The following is a 23,959-nucleotide window of genomic DNA, read 5'->3' as shown; positions in this document are numbered from 1 at the left end:
CGGGGACGACTACTCGGGGGTTTCCTCGAGTGCGTGAGCCACGAGCGCCAGCAGCGTCTCGATCACCGAGATCCGGCGCCGCGCGTCCATGATCATGACAGGTATGTGCGGCGGGATCGTGAGCGCCTCCCGCACGTCCTCCGGCTCGAACAGCTCGCTGCCGTCGAAGTGGTTCACCGCGACGACGTACGGCAGTCCGCAGCTCTCGAAGTAGTCCAGCGCCGGGAAGCAGTCCTTCAGGCGCCGGGTGTCGGCCATCACGACCGCGCCGATCGCACCGCGCACCAGGTCGTCCCACATGAACCAGAACCGCTGCTGGCCCGGCGTACCGAACAGGTAGAGCACCAGGTCGTCGTCGAGCGTGAGGCGGCCGAAGTCCATGGCCACGGTGGTGGTCATCTTGCCGGGCGTGGCGGTGAGGTCGTCGTGCTCCTCGCTCGCCTCGGTCATCAGCGCCTCGGTCTGCAGGGGCGTGATCTCCGAGACGGCGCCGACCAGCGTGGTCTTGCCGACGCCGAAACCGCCCGCCACGACTATCTTCGTGGCGATGGGGGCCCGGGTGGGGTCCGTCTGCCAGGACTTGAGGTCCTCGTCGGCCTCGACGAACGGGGAGACGCCCCTAGGGGCGGGGACGCCACGGGCGGCGTCAGAGACGACGGAGTCCACTCAGCACCCTTTCCAGCAGAGCGCGGTCCGGACGGCCCGTGCCGTGACCGGTTCCGGTTCCGTACACACGGATCTTTCCCTGGTCCGCGAGGTCGCTGAGCAGCACGCGGACCACGCCGAGCGGCATCTTCAGCAGCGCGGCGATCTCGGCCACCGTGCGCATACGGCGGCACAGTTCGACGATGGCCCGCATCTCCGGCATGACCCGGGTGGTGAGGGAACCATTCGTCAGTTCCTTGCGGTCCTCGGGGGCTTCGAGGGCCGCGGTGCTCGCTACGAACGTCTCCACCAGCAGGACGTGTCCGAAGCGGGTACGCCCGCCGGTGAGCGAGTAGGGGCGCACGCGGGCGGGTTTGCGGTCCGCGCCGCGCACGGGAAGCTTCTTCGGCGTACTGGTCATCGGGTACTCCCCGTCGCCTTGAACTCCAGTTCGTTCTCCAGGGACCGCCGTAGCTCACTGCGGAGTTCGGGCGTCAGAACGTGTCCGGCGCGGCCCACGAACAGCGCCATGTGGTACGCCACCACGCTCATGTCGCAGTCCGCCGAACCGTGCACCCCGAGCAGCGAGCCGTCGCTGATCGACATCACGAACAGGCTGCCCTCGTCCATGGCGACCATCGTGTGCTTCACGGGCCCGGACTCCATCAGCTTCGCGGCGCCGATGGTGAGACTGCCGATGCCGGAGACGATGGTGGCGAGGTCGGCGGAGGAGCCGCGGGGGCCGGTGAGCTTTTCGTCGCGGGTTTCCCGTGCCTCGGCGATGGGGGTCCCCCCGCGCGAGGTTGTTCGAGCGTGGGGGAGGCCGGGCTCCGAGGAGAGCAGCAGCAGGCCGTCGGAGGAGACGACGGCGACCGACCGGATGCCTGGTACCTCCTCGACGAGATTGGTCAGCAGAAAGTGAAGATTGCGGGCCTCACGGCTCAGTCCGAAGGTACTGGGCGCGGTCAACTGCTTGCCTCCTCGACTGTGCCCCCCGTGGCTTCTTCGGATCCTGCGGGTCCTGCTGCCGGCCTCTTCGTCTGGCCGGTCTGTTCGAAAATCTCCGCCTCTACGTCGCGGTAGCCGGCCTCCGCCCCCCGGCGGAAGCCGCCGAGGCGGCGGCGGAGAGCTTCGGCGTCCACGGAGGCACTGCGCTGGCGGGGCGGCGGTGCGGGGGCGGTGATCTTGGGGGTGCGCTTGGGGAGGCCCTTGTCGGTGAGCTGCTCATCCGGGGCGCGTTCGTGTTCCGTCTCGGTTTCGCCTTCGACGGGTTCGTTCCCACCCGCACCGCCCGTGCTGCTTTCGTCGTCGGGTGCGGGCGGCCCTTGTGGGGCCTCCTCACCGTCGGCGGCCGCGGGAGTCGGGACCAGGAGTGCCATCGTGGTCTCGGCCGGGGTCTCCGGTGCCGGAGTCTGCGGTGCCGGGTCCTCGTCCGGGGGCGTCGCCTCGGACTGTCGTACGGCCTTCTCCGCGAGCGCCACCAGCGGGTCCCCGCTCTCCGAACGGCCGCGCAGGACGTTGGAGTTGACCTCCGCGTCCGCTCCCGGCAGGGAGAAGCTGTGCGTGTCCGCGGTGACCGGCGAGGAAGAGGACGACGCCGGGACGGCGGCGGACGGTGCGGCCGCCAGCAGGGACTTCGGCAGGACCACGACGGCGGCGACGCCACCCTGCTTCTGCTCGCGCAGCTGCACCCGCACGCCGTGCCGGTGGGCGAGGCGGGCCACGACGTACAGGCCGAGGCCGAGCCCCTCTTCGCCCTCGTGGTCGTAGGAGTCGTACGGCGTCTCAGGGTCGAAGTCGGCGAGCCGGGAGTTGAGGGCGCTCATCCGCTCGGCGGTCATGCCGATGCCCTCGTCCTGGACGGAGAGCATGACCTCGCCGCTCTCCAGGAGCCAGCCGGAGACCTCGACGGGCAGGTCGGGCGGGGAGAACGAGGTGGCGTTCTCCATGAGTTCGGCCAGCAGGTGGGAGAGGTCGTCCGCGGCGAAGCCGGCCACGTGCGCGTGCGGCGGCAGCGCGGCGATGCGGACACGCTCGTACCGCTCGATCTCACTGACCGCTGCGCGTACGACGTCGACGAGCGGGACCGGTCCCGCGCTCTGCTGGACATGCTCGGTGCCGGCGAGGACGAGGAGGTTCTCGCTGTGTCGGCGCATGACCGTGGCGAAGTGGTCGAGCTTGAAGAGCGTGGCGAGCCGGTCCGGGTCCTGCTCGCGCTCCTCCAGGCCCTCGATGACGGCGAGTTGCCGCTCGACGAGGCCCAGGGTGCGCAGCGCGAGGTTGACGAAGGTGGCGGAGATGCCGGTGCGCAGCCGCTCCAACTGGGCGGCGGAATCGGCGAGTTCGCTCTTGAGCTGCTCGCGGGCGTCGGCCATCTTCTGCCGCTGGCCGACCAGGTGCTTGCGGTCGGCCTCCAGGGTGGTGACGCGCTCGGCGAGTGCGACTGCGTGCGCGTGCAGGGCGTTGACGGAGCGGACGACCTGGGCGAACTCGTCGTTGCGGCCGGTGAAGGTGACCGGTTCCTGGGCGGTGGGGTCCTCCGCCTCGGCGAGCCGGGCCGAGCCGCGCCGCAGGACGGACAGCGGCCGGGTGAGGGTGCGGGCCATGGCGGTGGCGATGCCGACGGCCAGCAGCAGGAGGGCGCCGAGGACGGCGATACGGATCTCCAGCGCGGTGACGTCGTCGTCCCTCAGCTGCGCGAGGTCCTTGACCCGGCGGTCGTACAGGGCGGCCTCCGCCCCCCGCATGGCGTCGATGCGGGCGGAGAGGGCGGCGTCGACCTTGGTGGCGCCGGTGCCGAGTTCGCCGTCGCTCAGGGTCGGCTGGTCGGTGAGGGTGGCGAGGTACTTCTCGGCGGAGTTCACCTCGGGGCCGGTGACGGTCGAGTCGTACGACGTGACGGCGGCCTTGGGCGCGAAGTCCTGGAAGTCGGCGAGGGCGGCGTCCGAGCGGAGGCGGGCCTGCTGGGCGGCGGCGGTCAGGGCGTCACGCTGCCTGGCGTCGGCGTCCGAGGAGGTCCTCTCGGTCGTCGGCAGGCCGGTGACGGGGTCGATGACCGTCTGGGTCGTCGTCGGCACGTTGAGGGCGGCGAGGAGGAGCCCGCGGGCGGCGGCGGCCTGCTGGACGGCGGAGTCCAGCTCGGCGAGGGAGTACGTACCGGAGCCCGCGCGGGGCGGCATCCGTTCGGCCAGGCCCTCGGCGAGCCGGTGGAGCTCGGTGATGGTGGTGGAGTAGGCCTGGTGCGCCTCGAGAGCACTGCTCTTGCCGGTGAGCGCCGCTCGCCGTACGGCGTCTATGCCGTCGAGGTCGCCGCGCAGGGAGGCGGGCGCGGCCCCGTCGGCCCGCAACTCCTCGACCTGCCGGTCGACGCGGACGCTGCGCTGCTCGCTGGGCGCCTTGGACTTGGACCGCCCGGCGGCGATGTAGGAGGTGACCTCGTCCCGCTCGTCGGCGAGCGAGTGGGCGAGCGCGAGGGCGTCCTGGGTCTGCTCGGCGAGGGTCACCAGATCCTGCGCGTCGCTGAGCTCCCCGGAGGCGGTGACGACGGAGGGGACGCCGGCCCCGGCTATGGCGGCGGCCACGACGGCGACGGCGAGAATGAGCCGGGTGCGTACGTGGGTGGGCCGGCCCTTGCCGACAGGGGTGTCGGAGCCGATGCCGGAGTTGGCGGTGCCGGGCGTGGGCTCCACCCCTTTGCCGGAGGCCGCCTGCTTGCCTGTGCGACGAGGCCGCGTCTTCTGCACCGGTGCTCGCATTCCTGACTCGTGAGTACCCATGGGCCCGGGTTACGCTCCGCCACTAGTGCCGACTCTGCGTACACGCAGTTACGGACCCCGACCCTCCCAGTGCCGGTGGGCAGTGGCCGCGCATCAGCCAGACCCGCCACCCAAAGGAGTGAACATCGGAGGAGAGTTGGCGGGCAAGTTCCCGCGGCGCATCCGACACTCTTGCCGGGCGGGCCGGTTGGACGTCTGCGGCGGGCGGTGGCAGTATTCGCCGCCACGCCTTCCCGGAGCGGATCATTCCACCCCAAAACAGGCTCCTGACCTGCGAAGGTTCGTTAATTCGGCAATCGATGGCAGCCTTTCGCGCACCTTGTGAAGAGCTCGTGCAGACTGGCCGGATGCGTACGGAACTTGTTTCGGCCCCTGGTGATCCGACCCGCCCCAACGAGGACTTCGCGAGTGTCGGACTTCCGGCTTCCGGACTGGGTGGAGCACTCGTGATCCTGGACGGGGTGACACCACCGAAGGACGCCACGGGCTGTCTGCATTCCGTGCCCTGGTTCACCGCGCGCCTCGGCGGGGCCCTGACCGAACTGACCGTTTCCCGCCGAGATGTGACGCTGCCGGAGATCCTGTCACAAGCGATTCTCCGAACAGCCGAGTCCCACTCGGCCACTTGTGACCTTTCTCACCCACGCACCCCTCAGGCAACGGTGGTTGTGGCCCGCTGGTCCCCGGAGACGGTCGAGTACCTGGTGCTGTCGGACTCGGCGCTGTTGCTGGAATCACCGACCGGTTCGGTCACCCCCGCCCTGGACGACCGCATCTCCCGCCTCCCCCGCTCGGCCCTCGCCACGGACGCACTCGTCGACTCCACCGTCCGCAACAAGGAGGGCGGCTTCTTCACGGCGGCGGCGGATCCGTCGGTGGCGGGGAGGGCGGTGACGGGCGCCCTGCCCCGCTCCGAGGTCCGCACCCTGGTCGCACTCACGGACGGGGCGACGCGATGGGTGGAGAAGTTCCGGGAGGGCGGCTGGGCGGACTGCTTCACCTTCGTACGGAAGGAGGGTGCGCGGGCGCTGGTGGAGCGGGTGCGGGAGCTGGAGCGGGGGGATGCGGAGGAGCGTGCGTATCTGGGCCGGAGCAAGACGCATGACGATGCGACGGTGGTGTACGTGGAGCTGTGACCTACCGGGCCAACGGCAACGGACCAACCGGCGCTCACCCCAGCCAACCCAGAGCGCCCGCCAAACCCTCCCTGCCTCACTTCTCCATCCCCCGATTCAGCTGACGCAGCAACCGCGCCAGCTCCGCCACCTCCCGCCGATCCCAGTGCGCGAGCTGGCTCACGTACCGTGCCCGGCGGGCCTCGCGGACCTTGCCCACGCGGCTGCGGCCCTCCTCGGTGAGGTGGACGAGCCAGGCTCGGCCGTCGGCGGGGTCGGGTTCGCGGGCGATCAGGCCGAGGTGTTCCAGGGCGCGCAGCTGACGGGACATGGTGGCCTTGCCGACGCCGATGTAGGCGGCGAGCTCGGTGGCACGCTGGCGGCCGCACTCGTCCAGGCGTACGAGAAGGCCGTACGCCGCCGACTCCAGGTCCGGATGGACCTCGCGGGCCATCTCGCCCGACGACGCCCGAGCCCGCCGTAGCAGAACCGTCAGCTCACGCTCCAGCGCGAGGAACTCCCGGTCCGCACCATTCGGCGACACCTCGGCTTCGACTCGGCGTCCGTCGCCGTTCTCGTCGCCGTTCCTGTCTACGTGCACGTCAGCCCCTGCCTCGGTCTTCCCGGTCCTGAAACGCTCCGCCAAATCGCGTCATCGCCGCAGCTCCGTCAGTATTTCGCAGGGCTAGACCAACGGCACCCTCCGGACCGGCTTCCCGCCGGCTGAGCCACCCCGCATACGGCGAAGGCCCGGATCTCCCTCACGAGAACCCGGGCCTTGCCTTATCCGATGGCGTCCGTCACGCCGCCACCGGAACCTCCGGCGCGGCCCCGTTCGTCGCCGGGGACAGCGCCAGCTCCAGGACCTGGCGGACGTCGGTGACGGCGTGGACGTCGAGCTTGTCCAGCACCTCCGCCGGGACGTCGTCCAGGTCCGGCTCGTTGCGCTTGGGGATGACGACCGTCGTGACACCCGCCCGGTGCGCGGCGAGCAGCTTCTGCTTCACACCGCCGATCGGCAGGACCCGCCCGGTCAGCGACACCTCGCCGGTCATCGCCACGTCGGTCCGTACCAGCCGTCCGCTCAGCAGCGACGCCAGCGCCGTCGTCATCGTGACGCCCGCGCTCGGGCCGTCCTTCGGCACCGCGCCCGCCGGGAAGTGGATGTGCACGCCCCGGTCCTTCAGGTCGGCCACCGGGAGTTCGAGCTCCGCGCCGTGCGAGCGCAGGAAGCTCAGCGCGATCTGCGCCGACTCCTTCATGACGTCGCCCAGCTGGCCCGTCAGGGTCAGGCCCGCCGCGCCCGTCTCCGGGTCCGCGAGGGACGCCTCGACGAACAGGACGTCACCGCCCGCTCCGGTGACCGCGAGGCCCGTCGCCACGCCCGGCACCGCCGTGCGCCGCTCGGCCGGGTCCTGCGCGGACTCCGGCACGTGGTGCGGCCGGCCGATCAGGTCGCGCAGGTCGCCCTCGCCGACCGTGAACGGCAGCTTCCGCTCGCCCAGTTCATGCTGGGCCGCGACCTTGCGCAGCAGCCGCGCGATGGACCGCTCCAGGTTGCGGACGCCCGCCTCGCGCGTGTACTCGCCGGCGAGCTTGCGCAGCGCGCCCTCGTCGACGGCGACCTCGTCCTTGTCGAGCCCCGCCCGCTCCAGCTGGCGCGGCAGCAGGTGGTCGCGCGCGATGACGATCTTCTCGTCCTCGGTGTAGCCGTCGAGCCGGACCAGTTCCATACGGTCGAGCAGCGCCTCCGGGATGGCCTCCAGGACGTTCGCCGTCGCCAGGAAGACGACGTCCGACAGGTCCAGCTCCACCTCCAGGTAGTGGTCCCGGAAGGTGTGGTTCTGCGCGGGGTCCAGCACCTCCAGCAGGGCCGCCGCCGGGTCGCCGCGGAAGTCCGAGCCCACCTTGTCGATCTCGTCGAGCAGGACCACCGGGTTCATCGACCCGGCCTCCTTGATGGCGCGGACGATACGACCGGGCAGCGCGCCGACGTACGTACGCCGGTGTCCGCGGATCTCCGCCTCGTCCCGGACGCCGCCGAGGGCGACCCGGACGAACTTCCGGCCCATGGCGTGGGCGACGGACTCGCCGAGCGAGGTCTTGCCGACGCCGGGTGGGCCCACGAGGGCCAGTACGGCACCGCCGCGTCGGCCGCCCACGACACCCAGGCCCCGGTCGCTGCGGCGCTTGCGCACCGCCAGGTACTCGGTGATCCGCTCCTTCACGTCCTCAAGGCCCGCGTGCTCGGCGTCGAGGATCTCCTTCGCTCCCTGGATGTCGTACGCGGAAGAGCTGTCATCGGTTCGCTCGTTCCACGGCAGTTCGAGCACGGTGTCGAGCCAGGTGCGGATCCACGATCCCTCGGGCGACTGGTCGCTCGACCGCTCCAGCTTGTCGACCTCCTTGAGGGCCGCCTCGCGGACCTTCTCGGGCAGGTCGGCGGCCTCGACGCGGGCACGGTAGTCGTCGGACTCCTCGCCCTCCTTCTCGCCGTTGAGCTCGCGCAGTTCCTTGCGTACGGCTTCCAGTTGCCGCCGCAGCAGGAACTCCCGCTGCTGCTTGTCGACGCCCTCCTGGACGTCCTTGGCGATGGTCTCGGCGACGTCCTGCTCGGCGAGGTGGTCGCGCAGCTGCTGGGTGGCGAGCTTGAGGCGGGCCACCGGGTCGGCGGTCTCGAGGAGTTCGACCTTCTGGTCGGTGGTGAGGAAGGGCGAGTAGCCGGAGTTGTCGGCCAGGGCGGAGACATCGTCGATGGCCTGCACCCGGTCGACGACCTGCCAGGCACCGCGCTTGCGCAGCCAGGCCGTGGCCAGTGCCTTGTACTCCTTGACCAGTTCGGTGACGTGCCCCGGCAGCGGCTCGGGCCCGCGCTCGTCGAGCCGCGTCCCCTCGACCCACAGCGCCGCACCCGGCCCGGTCGTCCCCGCGCCGATCTTCACCCGCCCCCGGCCGCGGATCAGGGCGCCCGGGTCGCCGTCGGCCAGCCGGCCGACCTGCTCGACGGTGCCGAGCACACCCGTGCCCGCGTACGTCCCGTCGATGCGTGGCACCAGGAGAACCTTCGGTTTTCCGGGCTCGGACCGGGCGGCGGCCTGGGCGGCCTCCACCGCGGCGCGTACGTCGGCGTCGTTCAGGTCCAGCGGAACCACCATCCCGGGCAGCACGACCTCGTCGTCGAGCGGCAGCACGGGCAGGGCGAGCGGTGTGAACGCCGTGGACTCAGCAGCCATGATCTCCCCTTCGGCAGTCAAGTTGAGCTATGCCGACTCAATGCACGTGAGCCTCGGATTGTTCCCCGGGCGGCGTTCGCTGTGAGCGATCACCTCGCAGGGCCCCGAACGCGGGCCTGTCGTCATGCGCGGATGACCGCTCCGATACCCCGGTGGGGCCTGCTGGGGGTATGTCCGACAACGCCCAGCCGGCCCTCGGCCTTCCCGGCGGCCTTGAGCTACGGCCGTGGCGGGCGACGGACGCCGAACTACTGCCCTCGTCACCGCCAGTCACGACCCGGACATCAGCAAGTGGAACCTCTTCCGGGGGCTCACGAATCAGGCGCCGTCGGGCACGGGGTCCCGTAGCGGCCAGGCCCCGGCCCAGCGCCGTACCCACGGCCAGGTCGCGATGCCGATGGCGAACGCCACCAGGTGGCCCCAGTCCGTCATCGGGTCCGTGAACGCGAGCAGATCCAGGGTCAGCATGCCGCCGAAGGCGGCCAGGAGCGGCCGGCGCAGCCAGGGTGTGAGCAGTCCGGCCAGGGCGCCCACGCCGGCGGCGACGCCGAAGCTGACGCCGTAGTCGAGGCGGTGCAGCGAGCTGTCGGGGAGGTGGCCGACCAGTACCGCGAGCCCCACCGGCACCTCGGTCGCGAGGGTGGCGAGGACGTGCCCGAGCAGGAAGACGCAGGCCGTGCGCGCCCCGCCGATCCGGCGCTCCAGCGCGGTCAGGACGAGCAGGAAGCCGATCGCGAACGGCGAGAGGATCCCGCCCGCGATCCACAGCGCGCTGGCCACCAGCACCAGCGCGGGCGTCTGCACGAGGTGCGCCACATCGGTGCTGGACGCCTGGTGCAGGGTGTGCACGAGCGCGGGGTCGGCGTACTCGGTGATCAGCGAGGTGACGGTGAGGACGGCCGCGTACCCGAAGGTGAACGGCGTCCCGGTGGGGGTCGGGAGCAGGCGCCAGGGGCGGAGCGAGCGGTCCCTGGCGACCCGCACAGGATCCTGCGGCGGGGCGGACCGAGGGCCCTGGCCCCGCTGACGCGGCATCGCGTCCAGCAGCCCGGAGACGGCGGGCAGGCATGCGTCGTACGGCGGAGGGGGCACGGCCGGAGACGCGGTCCCGTGCGGCGCGCCGGGCGCGTTCGGAGCCGCCGTCGTGCCGGCCGTCGCAGTCCGTTCCACGGTGAGGCGCTCCTTCCGTCACACCTCACCCTTCGCGCCCCGCCCGGCGCTGTCTATGACCGGCGCCACGGAGGTCCGCATTCACAGCAACTTGTCAGGTTCGAACCGGAGCGGACGGCTACCGCCAAATCACCGTCCCGGCCCGGTAATTCACTCGGGCGTTGCCTCACCGAAGTGCCAGGATGGGCAGATGGCCACCTCGTACGACATTCCCGACACCCCTCCCGAAGTCCTGGACCGTCGTGAAGGCCCCCACGGCGAGGTCGTACTGCGCCGGCACGGCGCGTTGCTGCAGATCGTCGCCAACGGCTGCTTCCTGATGGACACCTCCGACGGCCGCTCGGAGCGGCGGCTCGTCGACGCGGCACTCGACGCCCTCGGCGGGCGGGCGCGGCCGAGTGTGCTCATCGGCGGCCTCGGTGTCGGTTTCTCGCTCGCACACGCCGCGGAGAATCCCCGGTGGGGCCGGATCACGGTCGTCGAGCGCGAGGCCGCCATCATCGACTGGCATCTCGGCGGGCCCCTGTCCGCGCTCTCCTCGCGGGCTCTGGCCGATCCGCGTACCGAAATTCTGAAAACCGATCTGGTCGCTTTCGTCAATGAGACTTCCGACACATTCGACGCCCTGTGTCTCGACGTCGACAACGGCCCCGACTGGACCGTCACCGAGGGCAACCGCGGTCTCTACTCGCCGGACGGACTGGCAAACTGCGCAAGGGTGTTGAGACCGGGAGGAGTCCTGGCCGTGTGGTCGGCCAAGCCCTCTCCGGAATTCGAGGGAACCTTGCGGAATGCCGGGTTCCAACGGGTGCGTACCGAAGAGATCCCGGTTGCCCGGGGCGTTCCCGACGTCGTACACCTCGCCGTCCGGCCTGGATAGCAAATGCGAGGTGACTCCCCGTACGCTGCACCCCTGACGCCGATCATTCAAGCGTCAATCGCAGTCATGCGCAGACAAGGAATCACCCCACTGGTTCCGGAAAGCACACCTCAGGGGCGGGCGATGGAGCAGACACACACCTCCCACAACGGCACGGCGACGACTCCGGGTGCACAGCGCCGAGTCCTGGTCGTCGAAGACGATCCGACGATCGTGGACGCCATCGCGACCCGCCTGCGCGCCGAGGGATTCCTCGTGCAAACGGCGAGCGACGGTCCGTCCGCCGTGGACACGGCCGAGGCCTGGCAGCCCGATCTGCTGATCCTCGACATCATGCTGCCCGGCTTCGACGGTCTGGAGGTCTGCCGGCGCGTGCAGGCCGCCCGGCCGGTGCCGGTGCTGATGCTCACCGCGCGCGACGACGAGACCGACATGCTGGTCGGACTCGGTGTCGGCGCGGACGACTACATGACCAAGCCGTTCTCGATGCGTGAGCTGGCCGCGCGCGTGCACGTACTGCTGCGCCGGGTGGAGCGGGCCGCGCTGGCCGCCGCCACGCCGCGCAGCGGCATCCTGCGCCTGGGCGAACTGGAGATCGACCACGCGCAGCGCCGGGTACGGGTGCGCTCCGAGGACGTCCACCTGACGCCGACGGAATTCGACCTGCTCGTGTGCCTGGCGAACACCCCGCGCGCGGTGCTCTCCCGTGAGCAGCTGCTCGCCGAGGTGTGGGACTGGGCGGACGCCTCCGGCACCCGCACGGTCGACAGCCACATCAAGGCGCTGAGGCGGAAGATCGGCGCCGAGCGGATCCGCACGGTGCACGGCGTGGGCTACGCCCTGGAGACGCCGACGCCATGAGCGACGGGCCGGCCGCACGGAGAGGCCTCGGGGACGCCTGGGGCGGCGTACGCCCGTTCTCGATCAAGACCAAACTGGGCGCGCTCGTCGTCATCTCGGTGTTCATCACCACGGGTCTGACGTTGATCGCCGTGCGCACCGAGACCGAGCTGCGTTTCATCACGGTCTTCTCGATGATCGCCACACTGCTGCTCACACAGTTCGTGGCGCATTCGCTCACCGCGCCGCTGGACGAGATGAACGCGGTGGCCCGCTCCATCTCGCACGGTGACTACACGCGCCGGGTGCGTGAGAACCACCGCGACGAGCTGGGCGACCTGGCCCAGACGATCAACCGTATGGCGGACGACCTGGAGGCCCAGGAGCGGCAGCGCAAGGAGCTCGTGGCGAACGTCTCGCACGAGCTGCGCACGCCGATCGCGGGCCTGCGGGCGGTCCTGGAGAACATCGTCGACGGCGTCACGGAGGCCGACCCCGAGACGATGCGTACGGCCCTGAAGCAGACCGAGCGTCTGGGGCGTCTCGTGGAGACCCTCCTCGACCTGTCCCGGCTGGACAACGGGGTCGTACCGCTGCGCAAGCGGCGTTTCGAGGTGTGGCCGTACCTGTCGGGCGTGCTGAAGGAGGCCAACATGGTCGCCTCAGCGCGCGCGGGCATCGCGTCCGGCTCCGGCAGCCACACCCGTACGGACGTCCATCTGCACCTCGACGTGTCCCCGCCGGAACTGACCGCGCACGCCGACCCGGAGCGGATCCACCAGGTCGTCGCCAACCTGCTCGACAACGCGGTCAAGCACAGCCCGCCGCACGGCCGGGTCACGGTCAAGGCGCGGCGCGGGAGCGCCCCGGAGTCGCTGGAGCTGGAGGTTCTCGACGAGGGCCCCGGCATTCCCCGCTCGGAGTGGCGTCGCGTCTTCGAGCGGTTCAACCGGGGCAACGTCAGCCGGCCGCACGGCCCCGGCAGCGACGGCGGCACGGGACTCGGTCTGGCGATCGCCCGCTGGGCGGTGGATCTGCACGGGGGCCGGATCGGAGTGGCCGAATCCGAGCGGGGTTGCCGGATTCTTGTCACCCTTCCGGGACTTCCATCTTTGCCAAGTTGACGTAAAGTTCGAAGCGGAGCCACAAGATCCACGGGCGTCCGCGCTGCCGGACACGTGTGATCAGGCACAGGCCCGCGCCGTCGTCGCGCTGGGGCCCGCTCAGCCCTTCCCTGCCGAAGCGGAACCACGCTTGTTTCCCGCCATTTCCACCCCTGAAACACGCTGTTTGATGTGACTTACGCGACGATGAACGGGCCCGGCCTGACCTTCGCGGTCTTGGAGGCGTAGCCTTAATTCCCGCTGTCCATCACCTTGTGAAGCGGAAGAGGGCGGTTGCCGCCGTGTCGCCACAGTCCCCCAGTAACTCGAGCATCTCGACCGACGCCGACCAAGCGGGCAAGAACCCCGCTGCCGCGTTCGGACCCAACGAGTGGCTCGTCGATGAGATCTATCAGCAGTACCTCCAGGACCCGAATTCGGTAGACCGAGCCTGGTGGGACTTCTTCGCCGACTACAAGCCGGGCGCGGCCGCCGCCTCGGCTCCGGCGGGTACTGCGGCCGCGGGGGCCGCAGGGACCACGACGGCCCCGTCCACCCCTGCTGCCCCGCCTGCCCAGGCCCAGGCACCCGCGCAGGCTCCGAAGCAGGCCCAGGCTCCGGCCCCGGCGCCCGCCGCGAAGCCCGCGGCCGCCGCTCCGGCGCCCGCGAAGGCCGCCCCGGCAGCCCCGGCAGCCAAGCCTGCCGCCGCGAAGCCGGCGGCCAAGGCCGAGCCCGCCGCCGCGTCCGCGGACGGCGCGGGACCGGAGCTGGTCACGCTGCGCGGCCCGGCCGCCGCGGTCGCGAAGAACATGAACGCCTCCCTGGAGCTGCCCACGGCCACGTCCGTGCGCGCGGTCCCGGTGAAGCTGCTCTTCGACAACCGCATCGTCATCAACAACCACCTCAAGCGCGCCCGGGGCGGGAAGATCTCCTTCACGCACCTGATCGGCTACGCGATGGTGCAGGCCATCAAGGCCATGCCGTCGATGAACTGGCACTACGCCGAGAAGGACGGCAAGCCGACCCTCGTCAAGCCGCCGCACATCAACTTCGGCCTGGCGATCGATCTGGTGAAGCCGAACGGCGACCGTCAGCTCGTCGTCGCCGGCATCAAGAAGGCCGAGACGCTGAACTTCTTCGAGTTCTGGCAGGCCTACGAGGACATCGTCCGCCGCGCCCGCGACGGCAAGCTGACGATGGACGACTTCACCGGCGTCACGGTCTCGCTGACCAACCCGGGCGGCCTCGGCACGGTCCACTCGGTCCCGCGCCTGATGCCCGGCCAGTCGGTCATCATGGGCGTCGGCTCGATGGACTACCCGGCCGAGTTCCAGGGCACCTCCCAGGACACGCTCAACAAGCTGGGCATCTCCAAGGTCATGACCCTGACGTCGACGTACGACCACCGGGTCATCCAGGGCGCCGCGTCCGGCGAGTTCCTGCGCATCGTCGCGAACCTGCTGCTCGGCGAGAACGACTTCTACGACGAGATCTTCGAGGCCCTGCGGATCCCCTACGAGCCGGTCCGCTGGCTCAAGGACATCGACGCCTCGCACGACGACGACGTCACGAAGGCCGCCCGCGTCTTCGAGCTGATCCACTCCTACCGGGTCCGCGGCCACGTCATGGCCGACACCGACCCGCTGGAGTACCAGCAGCGCAAGCACCCCGACCTGGACATCACCGAGCACGGCCTCACCCTGTGGGACCTGGAGCGCGAGTTCGCCGTCGGCGGCTTCGCCGGCAAGTCGATGATGAAGCTGCGCGACATCCTCGGTGTGCTGCGCGACTCGTACTGCCGCACCACCGGTGTCGAGTTCATGCACATCCAGGACCCGAAGCAGCGCAAGTGGATCCAGGACCGCATCGAGCGTCCGCACTCCAAGCCGGAGCGCGAGGAGCAGCTGCGCATCCTGCGCCGGCTGAACGCGGCGGAGGCCTTCGAGACCTTCCTGCAGACGAAGTACGTCGGTCAGAAGCGCTTCTCCCTGGAGGGCGGCGAGTCCGTCATCCCGCTCCTCGACGCGGTGATCGACTCGGCGGCCGAGTCGCGCCTGGACGAGGTCGTCATCGGCATGGCCCACCGCGGCCGCCTGAACGTCCTCGCGAACATCGTCGGCAAGTCGTACGCGCAGATCTTCCGCGAGTTCGAGGGCAACCTCGACCCGAAGTCGATGCACGGCTCCGGCGACGTGAAGTACCACCTGGGCGCCGAGGGCACCTTCACGGGCCTGGACGGCGAGCAGATCAAGGTCTCGCTCACCGCCAACCCCTCGCACCTGGAGGCGGTCGACCCGGTCCTGGAGGGCGTCGCCCGCGCCAAGCAGGACATCATCGGCAAGGGCGGCACGGACTTCACGGTCCTGCCGATCGCCCTGCACGGCGACGCTGCCTTCGCGGGGCAGGGTGTGGTCGCCGAGACGCTGAACATGTCGCAGCTGCGCGGCTACCGCACGGGCGGCACGGTCCACGTCGTCATCAACAACCAGGTCGGCTTCACGGCGGCGCCCGAGTCCTCGCGTTCCTCGATGTACGCGACGGACGTGGCCCGCATGATCGAGGCGCCGATCTTCCACGTGAACGGCGACGACCCCGAGGCCGTCGTCCGCGTCGCTCGCCTGGCCTTCGAGTTCCGCCAGGCGTTCAACAAGGACGTCGTGATCGACCTCATCTGCTACCGCCGCCGCGGTCACAACGAGTCGGACAACCCGGCCTTCACGCAGCCGCTGATGTACGACCTGATCGACAAGAAGCGCTCGGTGCGCAAGCTGTACACCGAGTCGCTGATCGGCCGGGGCGACATCACCCTGGAAGAGGCCGAGCAGGCCCTCCAGGACTACCAGGGCCAGCTGGAGAAGGTCTTCACGGAGGTCCGCGAGGCCACCTCGCAGCCCCCGTCGGTGGAGCCCTCGGACCCGCAGGCGGAGTTCCCGGTCGCTGTCAACACCGCGGTCACCACGGAGGTCGTCAAGCGGATCGCCGAGTCCCAGGTCAACATCCCCGACCACATCACCGTCCACCCGCGTCTGCTGCCGCAGCTGCAGCGCCGGGCGTCGATGGTCGAGGACGGCACGATCGACTGGGGCATGGGCGAGACCCTCGCGGTCGGCTCCCTCCTGCTGGAGGGCGTCCCGGTCCGGCTGTCCGGCCAGGACTCCCAGCGCGGTACGTTCGGCCAGCGCCACGCGGTGATCATCGACCGTGAGACGGGCGAGGAGTTCACGCCGCTGATGTACCTCGCGGAGGAGCAGGCGCGTTACAACGTCTACAACTCCCTCCTCTCCGAATACGCGGTGATGGGCTTCGAGTACGGCTACTCGCTGGCGCGTCCCGACGCGCTGGTGATGTGGGAGGCCCAGTTCGGCGACTTCGTCAACGGCGCCCAGACGGTCGTGGACGAGTTCATCTCGTCGGCGGAGCAGAAGTGGGCCCAGACCTCCGGCGTCGTCCTGCTCCTGCCCCACGGCTACGAGGGCCAGGGCCCGGACCACTCCTCGGCCCGCCCGGAGCGCTTCCTGCAGCTCTGCGCCCAGAACAACATGACGGTCGCGATGCCGACGTCGCCGTCGAACTACTTCCACCTCCTGCGGTGGCAGGTGCACAACCCGCACCACAAGCCGCTGGTCGTCTTCACCCCGAAGTCGATGCTGCGTCTGAAGGCCGCGGCGTCCAAGGCGGACGAGTTCACGACCGGTCAGTTCCAGCCGGTCATCGGGGACGCGTCGGTCGACCCGGCCGCGGTCAAGAAGGTCGTCTTCACCGCGGGCAAGGTCTACTACGACCTCGATGCCGAGCGGAAGAAGCGCGGCGCCACGGACACGGCGATCATCCGCATCGAGCGCCTGTACCCGCTCCCGGGTGCCGAGCTCGAGGCCGAGATCGCCAAGTACCCGAACGCCGAGAAGTACCTGTGGGCCCAGGAGGAGCCGGCGAACCAGGGTGCATGGCCCTTCATCGCCCTCAACCTGATCGACCACCTCGACCTGGCGGTCGGCGCGGACGTGCCGCACGGCGAGCGGCTGCGGCGGATTTCCCGTCCGCACGGCTCTTCGCCGGCGGTGGGTTCCGCGAAGCGGCACCAGGCCGAGCAGGAGCAGCTGGTGCGTGAGGTGTTCGACGCGTAGTCCTCACCGGCACTGCGGAAAGGCCCGGTCCCGAGTTTCGGGGACCGGGCCTTTCCCTGCCCGCACGGCCTCGCGGACTCCGGGCCCCCCACCCAGTCCTTAGGCTGTTTCCGGCACCACCATCCCGTACGAACGCAGGAGAACAACCCATGTACTTCACCGACCGCGGAATCGAGGAACTTCAGAAGCGGCGCGGCGAGGAGGAGGTCACCTTCGAGTGGCTCGCCGAGCAGCTGCGGACCTTCGTCGATCTGAACCCGGACTTCGAGGTGCCGGTGGAGCGGCTGGCGACGTGGCTGGCCCGGCTGGACGACGAGGACGACGAGGACGACGAGTAGGGAGCTTCGTGGTTGTCGGTCGCGCGGGGGTCAGTCGCGCGGATGTCAGTCGCGCGGATGTCAGTCGCGCGGGTGGGCCAATTCGTACGCGAGTCCCAGCGCGCCGTGCGCCAGCAAGAGCACCCCCGCGGTGATCCAGCCGCCACTGCGGCGCCGTACGCCCCAGGCCGTGAGCGGGAGGCCGACCGCCACCTGGGCGAGGGACAGGGCGTGAGCCTGGGGCCCGCCCGCCCAGGGGAGCCAGGGAGTCATACGGCTTCCGTGGACCGCGTCGCGCCGTCCCGGCCCCATCTCCCCGATCTGCCGGGCGTCCGGACGGACGTGGGCAGCCGCGCTGAGGCGCTCGGCGGGTTCGCCGGGGGTGAGGCCCACGGGTAGGGAGACGCCCGCACGCGTGAGAACGGCGAGCAGGCCGCGCAGGCGGGCGTGGGCGTCGGCCGCGGAGTCGGGTTTCGTGAGCCGGTCGAGAGACTCCAGGTCCATGACCGGGTCGAGGCCCAGGCGCCCGGCGAAGGTGCGCATGGCCTCGTCCTCGCCCGCGGGGGTGCCGTTGGCCAGCCAGACGTAGCCGACGGGGCGGCGGAAGCCGGAGGCGAGGGTGTAGCCGGCCCGGTCGGCGTCCCACCACAGGGCGAGTACGGGACAGGCGGCGCCGACGGCGAGAGCGGTGGCCCAGCCGGTGGCGACGCGGTCGACGGGGTCGGCGCCGTGCCGCCAGGGCGTGCCCTCGGGGACGAGGACGCTCCAGTCCTCGCCCGCGCGCGTGAGCAGCGTCCGTTCGCGCAGCAACCGGGCTGCGGGGGCGACGGAGTCGGGCACCGCCCGGCACAACAGCAGGGCGCCGGGGGCGGGACCGGTACGGGCGGCTTCCGTCGACATGGTCACACGCTAGGGTTATTCGCCCCATTTGAGAACTTTTGAGACATTTTTGAGGCTCTCGAGGCGTCAGACATCCCCAAAACGAGTGTCTTGACTTTCCCTCCCCGCGATATATCGTGAATTGCATGGAGACGCGATATGGCGCGTCACGACGGGGAGGTCTGCACCATGTCCGAGTGGTCCGTCACGGAGCCCGCGAAGCTCACGTTCGACGATCCCGTCACGGCCCTCCACGTACGCATCGTCGACGGAACGGTGAACGTGGTGGGCACGGACGAAGGTTCCGCCCGCCTGGAGGTCTCCCACCTCGAGGGACCACCCCTGGTGGTGACCCAGGAGGACGGCACGCTCACCGTGGCGTACGACGACCTGCCGTGGAAGGGCTTCCTGAAGTGGCTCGACCGCAAGGGCTGGCGGCGCAGTGCCGTCGTCTCCCTGGCCGTGCCGGCCGAGACCCGCGTCGAGGTGGGCGTGATCAGCGCCGGTGCCGTCGTCTCCGGAGTGCGCGGGACGTCCGTGGTGAAGGGCGTCACCGGTGACACGACACTCGTCGGGCTGTCCGGCCCGGTCCGCGCCGACACGGTCTCCGGGAACCTGGAGGCCCAGGCCGTCACCGGAGACCTGAGGTTCAACTCCGTCTCCGGCGACCTCACCGTGGTGGAGGGCTCCGGCTCCTCCGTGCGGGCCGACTCGGTCAGCGGCTCCATGATCGTCGACCTCGATCCGGACGGCCCCACCGATGTGCGGCTGACCAGCGTCTCGGGCGAAATCGCCATCCGGCTGCCGCATCCGGCGGATGCGGAGGTCGAGGCGAACACCGCGAGCGGCACGATCTCCAACGCCTTCGACGGCCTCCGGGTGCACGGCCAGTGGGGCGCGCACCGGATCACCGGCCGCCTCGGCACGGGCAGCGGCAAGCTGCGGGCGACGACCCTCTCCGGCTCCATCGCCCTGCTGCGCAGGCCGCCCCGGGAGGACGAGGACGAGCGGTGGGACGACATGGGGAACTCCGACGCGTGGGCGAAGGACACCAAGTCCGGCACCGGCGACCCGACGGACAGTCCGCAGGGCGACCCGGCGGACGGCCCCCAGGGCGACTCGGGAGACAATTCCGCTTCCGGCCCGGGCGCGGACTCGACCAGCGCCCCGGCCGACAGCACGACCGACAAGAAGGTGCTCTGACATGCCTCCCGTCTTCGCCCACGGCCGCCTCCGCCTCTATCTGCTGAAGCTGCTGGACGAGGCCCCGCGCCACGGCTACGAGGTGATCCGCCTCCTGGAGGAGCGCTTCCAGGGCCTGTACGCGCCGTCGGCGGGCACCGTCTATCCGCGCCTGGCCAAGCTGGAAGCCGAGGGCCTGGTCACCCACACCACCGAGGGCGGCCGCAAGGTGTACGCCATCACGGACGCGGGCCGCGCCGAACTGGCCGACCGCAGCGGCGAACTGGCCGACCTGGAGCTGGAGATCCGCGAGTCGGTCGCGGAGCTCGCCGCCGAGATCCGGGCCGATGTGCGCGGCGCGGCGGGCGACCTGCGGCGCGAGATCCGGGCGGCGGCCTCCGAGGCGCGCCGCGAGGGCGGGCCGCGGGCCGGTGGCGAACAGGAGGGCCCCTTCGGGGACTTCGGGGAGCACGCCGACAAGGAGGCCTGGCGCGCCGCCAAGGAGGAGATGCGCCGCGTCAAGCAGGAGTGGAAGGAGCAGGCCCGGCGTGCCAAGGACGAGAGCCGACGGGCCCGCGAGGAGGCCCAACGGGCCCGTCGTCAGGCCAAGGAGGCGCAGGAGCGGGCCCGGGCGCAGGCGCAGGAGGAGGTGCAGCGCATCGCCCGGAGGGTCCAGGAGCAGGTTCAGGACCACTTCACCCGGGGCGACTGGCCGACAGGGGTGCGTGAGGGCCTGACGGAACTGGCCAAGGAGTTCGGCGAGTTCGGAAAGGACTACGGCAAGGAGTTCGGGAAGGACTTCGGCTTCGGCCGGGGCCACGGCAACGCGGAGAAGGCGGCACCGACCGCCGAGTACTCGCACACCCCGGAGGACTTCCCTGCGGAGTACGAGCCGGCCTGGGCCCACGAGGACTCCACCGGCGACCCGGCCCGCGACCTGGACCGCCTGCTCGACCGCTTCCGGGACGACATCCGCGACGCCGCCCGGGACCACGGCGTCACACCCGACCAGCTCCGCGACGCCCGCCGCCACCTCTCGACGGCGGCGGCACACATCGGGGCACTGCTGCGCGCCCCGAAGGCCTAGACGCGAAGGCCTAGACGCGAAGGCCTCCTGGATGCAGGCTGCCGGAGCGTCGTTCACGCGCTGGCCGGGCGGCGGGCCACCGAGCAGCCCGCCGCCCTCCCCGCACGCCTCCCACCACGCACCGGTCAGCCCGCCTTGGCCTCTCCCCCGCCGTACAGCACGCGCGTCAGCGATTCGTACGTCACCCCGTGGTCGGCGAGAACCTCTGCGGGGACGCCGGGCCGGACGGTGAGAGCCAACAGGATGTGCTCGTCGCCGATGTGACGGTCGCGACGGGCGACGGCGATACGCAAGGCCTTCTCCAGCACCTCCTTGGCGCCCCGGCTGAAGGACCGGCGGCCCGCCCACCACCCCTTGTCCTTCCGGTCGCCGGACATCGCCCCGACGCCGTGCACCTCCTCGACGCGGGCGACGATCTCCGAGACGTCGATCCCCAGTCCCGCCAGGGCATCGGCCTCGGCCTGGGACAACCCGGCACGCCGCCGCGCCTCGACCAGCGCCGCCCGGACCTCTTCCCTCCGCTCCCCCAGCCCGACCGCGGCCAAGGCGAACGAGCCCCGACTGCCCTCCCGATCGAGCAGAGCAAGCAGCACATGCTCCGCGTCCACGGACTGCGCCCCCGCCCCTTCCGCGTGCTCGACCGCCCCCCGCACCACGTCCCGGGCGTCCTTCGTGAACCGCTCGAACATCAATGCCTCCCGTACTTCTTGTGCACGGCCTGCCTGCTCACACCGAGTTCCGCGGCGATCTCCTGCCACGACCAGCCCTGATTGCGCGCGCTGCGCACCTGCACGGCCTCCAACTGCTCCAGCAGCCGGCGCAGCGCGGCGACGGCCCGCAGCCCGACCCGGGGATCGCGATCACCCGCACGCTCGGCGAGATCCGTTGCTTCACTCATGACGTCAACCTACGTTGACGCGACCCATTTGTCAACCATGGTTGACACGCGCACACACCAACGGCCGGCCCGGGAACGGAGCCGGACCGGCCGCAAGTCAGAAGGAACTACTAGCCGTTCGTGAGGACGATCTTGCCGAACTGCTCCCCGGACTCCATCCGCTCAAAGCCCTCGCGGGCCCGGTCCAGAGGCAGCACCTCGTCGATGACCGGGCGCACACCGGTGGCGGCGCAGAAGGAGAGCAGGTCCTCCAGCTCGTCCTTGGTCCCCATCGTCGATCCCACGATCTTGAGCTCCAGGAAGAAGATCCGGGTCAGCTCGGCGTGCGAGGGCCGGTCACCGCTGGTGGCCCCGGAGATGACGAGCGTGCCCCCCGGCTTCAGCGACTTGACCGAGTGCGACCAGGTGGCGGCACCCACGGTCTCGATGACGGCATCGACGCGCTGCGGCAGCCGAGCCCCCGACTCCAGGGCCTCCACGGCCCCGAGCTCAACCGCCCGCTTCCGCTTGGCCTCGTCCCGGCTGGTGGCGAAGACCCGCAGCCCGGCCGCCTTCCCGAGCACGATCGCGGCCGTGGCGACACCGCCCCCCGCGCCCTGCACGAGCACGGAGTCACCGGGCCTGACGCCCGCGTTCGTGAACAGCATCCGGTACGCCGTCAGCCAGGCGGTGGGCAGACAGGCGGCCTCCTCGAAGGAGAGCTCCTTGGGCTTCGGGAGCAGATTCCACGTCGGTACGGCGACCTGCTCGGCGAACGTCCCCTGATAACGCTCGGTGAGGATGGAGCGGGGCTCCTTGGGGCCGACGCCGTGCCCGCTCTGTCCGACGACGGAGTGCAGGACGACCTCGTTGCCGTCCTCGTCGACGCCGGCGGCGTCACAGCCGAGGATCATCGGCAGCTTGTCCTCCGCGAGGCCGACGCCGCGCAGGGACCACAGGTCGTGATGGTTGAGGGAGGCGGCCTTGACGTTGACGACACTCCAGCCGGGGCGGGCCTCGGGAGCCGGACGCTCTCCCGACTCAAGGCCGGAGAGCGGCTGGTCGCGGTCGATTCGGGCGGCGTAGACAGCGAACATGACCTTGACGATAGGCTCCGCCGGCGGTGCGGGGAACCAGGGGGTGCTGTGACACACGCCCTGTCGCCGGAGTGGGTCGGGTCATAGTGCCCCCGGCCACCCACCCGAACAGCCGCACCCAAGGTAAAGAAACGGCCCCGCCCAACCGGACGGGGCCATCACAACACGACTCAACTCCGTGCAGGCTTGCTCATCGCAACGGCTACCGCCGAGCAACCCCCGCCGCCCGAGCCGCCGCAGCCACCGCCGCCGTAACGGCCGGAGCCACCCGCTCGTCGAACGGCGACGGAATCACGTAGTCCGCGGCGAGGTCGTCCCCGACCACCGCGGCCAGCGCCTCGGCCGCCGCGAGCTTCATCCCCTCGGTGATCCGGGAGGCCCGCACCTGCAACGCCCCCGCGAAGATCCCGGGGAACGCCAGCACGTTGTTGATCTGGTTCGGGAAGTCCGACCGCCCGGTGGCCACCACGGCCGCGTACTTGTGCGCCACATCGGGGTGCACCTCAGGATTCGGGTTGGCCATGGCGAACACGAACGCCCCCGGAGCCATCGACGCCACCGCGGCCTCCGGCACCGTACCGCCGGACACGCCGATGAAGACGTCCGCACCTTCCAGCGCCGTCTCCAGCGACCCGATGATCCCCGCCTTGTTCGTGAACGAGGCCAGCTCCCGCTTGACCGACGTCAGATCGTCCCGGTCCCCCGACACGATCCCCTTCCGGTCCGCGACGGCGACATCCCCGATTCCGGCCTCGACCAGCATCTTCGCGATCGCGACACCCGCCGCTCCCGCACCCGAGATGACGGCCCGCAACTCCCCGATCCCACGACCGGTCAGCTTCGCCGCGTTCCGCAGCGCCGCCAGCGTCACCACCGCCGTACCGTGCTGGTCGTCGTGGAAGACCGGAATGTTCAGCCGCTCCTGCAGCTTCCGCTCGATCTCGAAGCACCGCGGCGCCGAGATGTCCTCCAGGTTCACGCCACCGAACGACGGCGCGAGCCGCACCACGGTCTCGACGATCTCGTCGACGTCCGTGCAGTCCAGCGCGATCGGAACCGCGTCCACGCCCCCGAACTGCTTGAACAGGATCGCCTTCCCCTCCATCACCGGAAGGGAGGCCTCGGGCCCGATGTCGCCGAGTCCGAGCACGGCCGTACCGTCCGTCACGACGGCGACGACCGACGACTTCCACGTGTAGTCGTGGACCAGGTCCGGCTGCTCCGCGATGGCACTGCACACCTTCGCGACGCCGGGCGTGTACGCCAGGGACAGGTCGTCCTTGTCGCGGACCGGCACGGTGGCCTGCACGGCCATCTTGCCGCCGCGGTGCAGCGCGAACGCCGGATCGAAGGAATCGAGGGGCTCGGCCCCGGCTTCCTGCTCCGTACTGCTGTCGCTGCGAGGATTGACGATCTCCGCTGCCACTTTGTTCTACCCCTTAGGTCTTCATGGTTTGAGGGTGGCCACTCCTGGTTGAGAAGTGGGCGGGCACCGCGTACGGCCCTGATGGTGCTGTGCACGGGATACGCACGGGCACATACGCGACGGGCGCGCCGCACACGCGCCCTGAGCCCCGGATGAGGGGTGTAAAGAACCTTCTTACCGGACGGACGGCGCCGACGACGAGTCGATT

At 70.5% G+C, this 23,959-nt stretch carries 20 protein-coding genes; 8 read left to right on the top strand and 12 right to left on the bottom strand.

What is annotated here, in order from left to right:
• Nucleotides 1-9 precede the first annotated feature (9 nt).
• The 4 genes from ABT063_RS35235 to ABT063_RS35220 are packed head-to-tail and all read right to left on the bottom strand — an operon-like array spanning nucleotide 10 to nucleotide 4,388.
• On the bottom strand, nucleotides 10-666 hold the full coding sequence (locus tag ABT063_RS35235) for a GTP-binding protein (RefSeq protein ID WP_351064158.1): 657 nt from the start codon (nucleotides 664-666) through the stop codon (nucleotides 10-12).
• Nucleotides 647-1,066 (bottom strand): DUF742 domain-containing protein, encoded by a 420-nt coding sequence (locus tag ABT063_RS35230; RefSeq protein WP_095755634.1) that lies wholly within the window; start codon nucleotides 1,064-1,066, stop codon nucleotides 647-649. The genes ABT063_RS35235 and ABT063_RS35230 overlap by 20 nt, the downstream gene beginning before the upstream one ends.
• On the bottom strand, nucleotides 1,063-1,614 hold the full coding sequence (locus ABT063_RS35225) for a roadblock/LC7 domain-containing protein (RefSeq protein ID WP_351064157.1): 552 nt from the start codon (nucleotides 1,612-1,614) through the stop codon (nucleotides 1,063-1,065). Before ABT063_RS35225 ends, ABT063_RS35230 begins: the two co-directional genes overlap by 4 nt.
• Nucleotides 1,611-4,388 (bottom strand): sensor histidine kinase, encoded by a 2,778-nt coding sequence (locus ABT063_RS35220; RefSeq protein WP_351064155.1) that lies wholly within the window; start codon nucleotides 4,386-4,388, stop codon nucleotides 1,611-1,613. Before ABT063_RS35220 ends, ABT063_RS35225 begins: the two co-directional genes overlap by 4 nt.
• Before the next feature lie 380 nt (nucleotides 4,389-4,768).
• On the opposite strand from ABT063_RS35220, the gene ABT063_RS35215 reads away from it, so the two are divergent.
• Nucleotides 4,769-5,557 (top strand): hypothetical protein, encoded by a 789-nt coding sequence (locus ABT063_RS35215; RefSeq protein WP_351064153.1) that lies wholly within the window; start codon nucleotides 4,769-4,771, stop codon nucleotides 5,555-5,557.
• A 76-nt stretch (nucleotides 5,558-5,633) separates the two neighbouring features.
• On the opposite strand, the gene ABT063_RS35210 is transcribed toward ABT063_RS35215, so the two are convergent.
• The 3 genes from ABT063_RS35210 to ABT063_RS35200 form a co-directional block, all read right to left on the bottom strand.
• On the bottom strand, nucleotides 5,634-6,137 hold the full coding sequence (locus tag ABT063_RS35210; RefSeq protein ID WP_351064151.1) for a MarR family winged helix-turn-helix transcriptional regulator: 504 nt from the start codon (nucleotides 6,135-6,137) through the stop codon (nucleotides 5,634-5,636).
• Between the two features lie 199 nt (nucleotides 6,138-6,336).
• The gene (gene lon, locus ABT063_RS35205) at nucleotides 6,337-8,769 is read right to left on the bottom strand and encodes an endopeptidase La (RefSeq protein ID WP_351064149.1); all 2,433 of its coding nucleotides are present in this window, start codon (nucleotides 8,767-8,769) and stop codon (nucleotides 6,337-6,339) included.
• 318 nt (nucleotides 8,770-9,087) lie between these two features.
• Nucleotides 9,088-9,939 carry a rhomboid-like protein gene (locus tag ABT063_RS35200; protein WP_351064148.1) on the bottom strand — a complete coding sequence of 284 codons (852 nt, stop codon included), beginning with the start codon at nucleotides 9,937-9,939 and terminating at the stop codon, nucleotides 9,088-9,090.
• A 190-nt stretch (nucleotides 9,940-10,129) separates the two neighbouring features.
• Here ABT063_RS35200 and ABT063_RS35195 point away from each other — a divergent pair, with 190 nt between their 5' ends.
• From ABT063_RS35195 to ABT063_RS35175, 5 genes are all read left to right on the top strand, one after another.
• A complete protein-coding gene (locus tag ABT063_RS35195) occupies nucleotides 10,130-10,819 on the top strand; it encodes a spermidine synthase family protein (protein WP_351064147.1) in 690 nt (229 codons plus the stop codon).
• Between the two features lie 123 nt (nucleotides 10,820-10,942).
• Nucleotides 10,943-11,680 carry a response regulator transcription factor gene (locus tag ABT063_RS35190; RefSeq protein ID WP_351064144.1) on the top strand — a complete coding sequence of 246 codons (738 nt, stop codon included), beginning with the start codon at nucleotides 10,943-10,945 and terminating at the stop codon, nucleotides 11,678-11,680.
• Complete coding sequence (locus ABT063_RS35185; protein WP_351064142.1) at nucleotides 11,677-12,783, top strand: HAMP domain-containing sensor histidine kinase; 1,107 nt, start codon at nucleotides 11,677-11,679, stop codon at nucleotides 12,781-12,783. The genes ABT063_RS35190 and ABT063_RS35185 overlap by 4 nt, the downstream gene beginning before the upstream one ends.
• 281 nt (nucleotides 12,784-13,064) lie before the next feature.
• A complete protein-coding gene (locus ABT063_RS35180) occupies nucleotides 13,065-16,886 on the top strand; it encodes a multifunctional oxoglutarate decarboxylase/oxoglutarate dehydrogenase thiamine pyrophosphate-binding subunit/dihydrolipoyllysine-residue succinyltransferase subunit (protein WP_351064141.1) in 3,822 nt (1,273 codons plus the stop codon).
• Between the two features lie 149 nt (nucleotides 16,887-17,035).
• Entirely contained in the window at nucleotides 17,036-17,224 is a 189-nt protein-coding gene (locus tag ABT063_RS35175) for a DUF6104 family protein (protein ID WP_351064139.1), read from the top strand.
• A 60-nt stretch (nucleotides 17,225-17,284) separates the two neighbouring features.
• On the opposite strand, the gene ABT063_RS35170 is transcribed toward ABT063_RS35175, so the two are convergent.
• A complete protein-coding gene (locus ABT063_RS35170; protein WP_351064138.1) occupies nucleotides 17,285-18,103 on the bottom strand; it encodes a hypothetical protein in 819 nt (272 codons plus the stop codon).
• A gap of 168 nt (nucleotides 18,104-18,271) precedes the next feature.
• On the opposite strand from ABT063_RS35170, the gene ABT063_RS35165 reads away from it, so the two are divergent.
• Together ABT063_RS35165 and ABT063_RS35160 are read left to right on the top strand one after the other, a co-directional pair.
• Complete coding sequence (locus tag ABT063_RS35165; protein WP_351064270.1) at nucleotides 18,272-19,285, top strand: DUF4097 family beta strand repeat-containing protein; 1,014 nt, start codon at nucleotides 18,272-18,274, stop codon at nucleotides 19,283-19,285.
• 1 nt (nucleotide 19,286) lies between these two features.
• On the top strand, nucleotides 19,287-20,351 hold the full coding sequence (locus tag ABT063_RS35160) for a PadR family transcriptional regulator (protein ID WP_351064136.1): 1,065 nt from the start codon (nucleotides 19,287-19,289) through the stop codon (nucleotides 20,349-20,351).
• 125 nt (nucleotides 20,352-20,476) lie between these two features.
• Here the strand turns inward: ABT063_RS35160 and ABT063_RS35155 are convergent, their stop codons facing one another.
• From ABT063_RS35155 to ABT063_RS35140, 4 genes are all read right to left on the bottom strand, one after another.
• The gene (locus ABT063_RS35155) at nucleotides 20,477-21,040 is read right to left on the bottom strand and encodes a Clp protease N-terminal domain-containing protein (RefSeq protein WP_351064134.1); all 564 of its coding nucleotides are present in this window, start codon (nucleotides 21,038-21,040) and stop codon (nucleotides 20,477-20,479) included.
• On the bottom strand, nucleotides 21,040-21,249 hold the full coding sequence (locus ABT063_RS35150) for a helix-turn-helix domain-containing protein (protein ID WP_014674937.1): 210 nt from the start codon (nucleotides 21,247-21,249) through the stop codon (nucleotides 21,040-21,042). The genes ABT063_RS35155 and ABT063_RS35150 overlap by 1 nt, the downstream gene beginning before the upstream one ends.
• A gap of 110 nt (nucleotides 21,250-21,359) precedes the next feature.
• Nucleotides 21,360-22,325 carry a zinc-binding dehydrogenase gene (locus tag ABT063_RS35145; RefSeq protein WP_351064132.1) on the bottom strand — a complete coding sequence of 322 codons (966 nt, stop codon included), beginning with the start codon at nucleotides 22,323-22,325 and terminating at the stop codon, nucleotides 21,360-21,362.
• Nucleotides 22,326-22,527: 202 nt separating this feature from the next.
• Entirely contained in the window at nucleotides 22,528-23,751 is a 1,224-nt protein-coding gene (locus ABT063_RS35140) for an NAD(P)-dependent malic enzyme (RefSeq protein ID WP_351064130.1), read from the bottom strand.
• Nucleotides 23,752-23,959: the final 208 nt, after the last annotated feature.

The sequence above is a fragment of the Streptomyces sp. NPDC002838 genome, assembly GCF_040295365.1.
Taxonomy (GTDB): domain Bacteria; phylum Actinomycetota; class Actinomycetes; order Streptomycetales; family Streptomycetaceae; genus Streptomyces.
The sequence above is the reverse complement of the archived record's forward strand: the minus strand, read 5'-3'. Positions and strand labels throughout refer to the sequence as shown.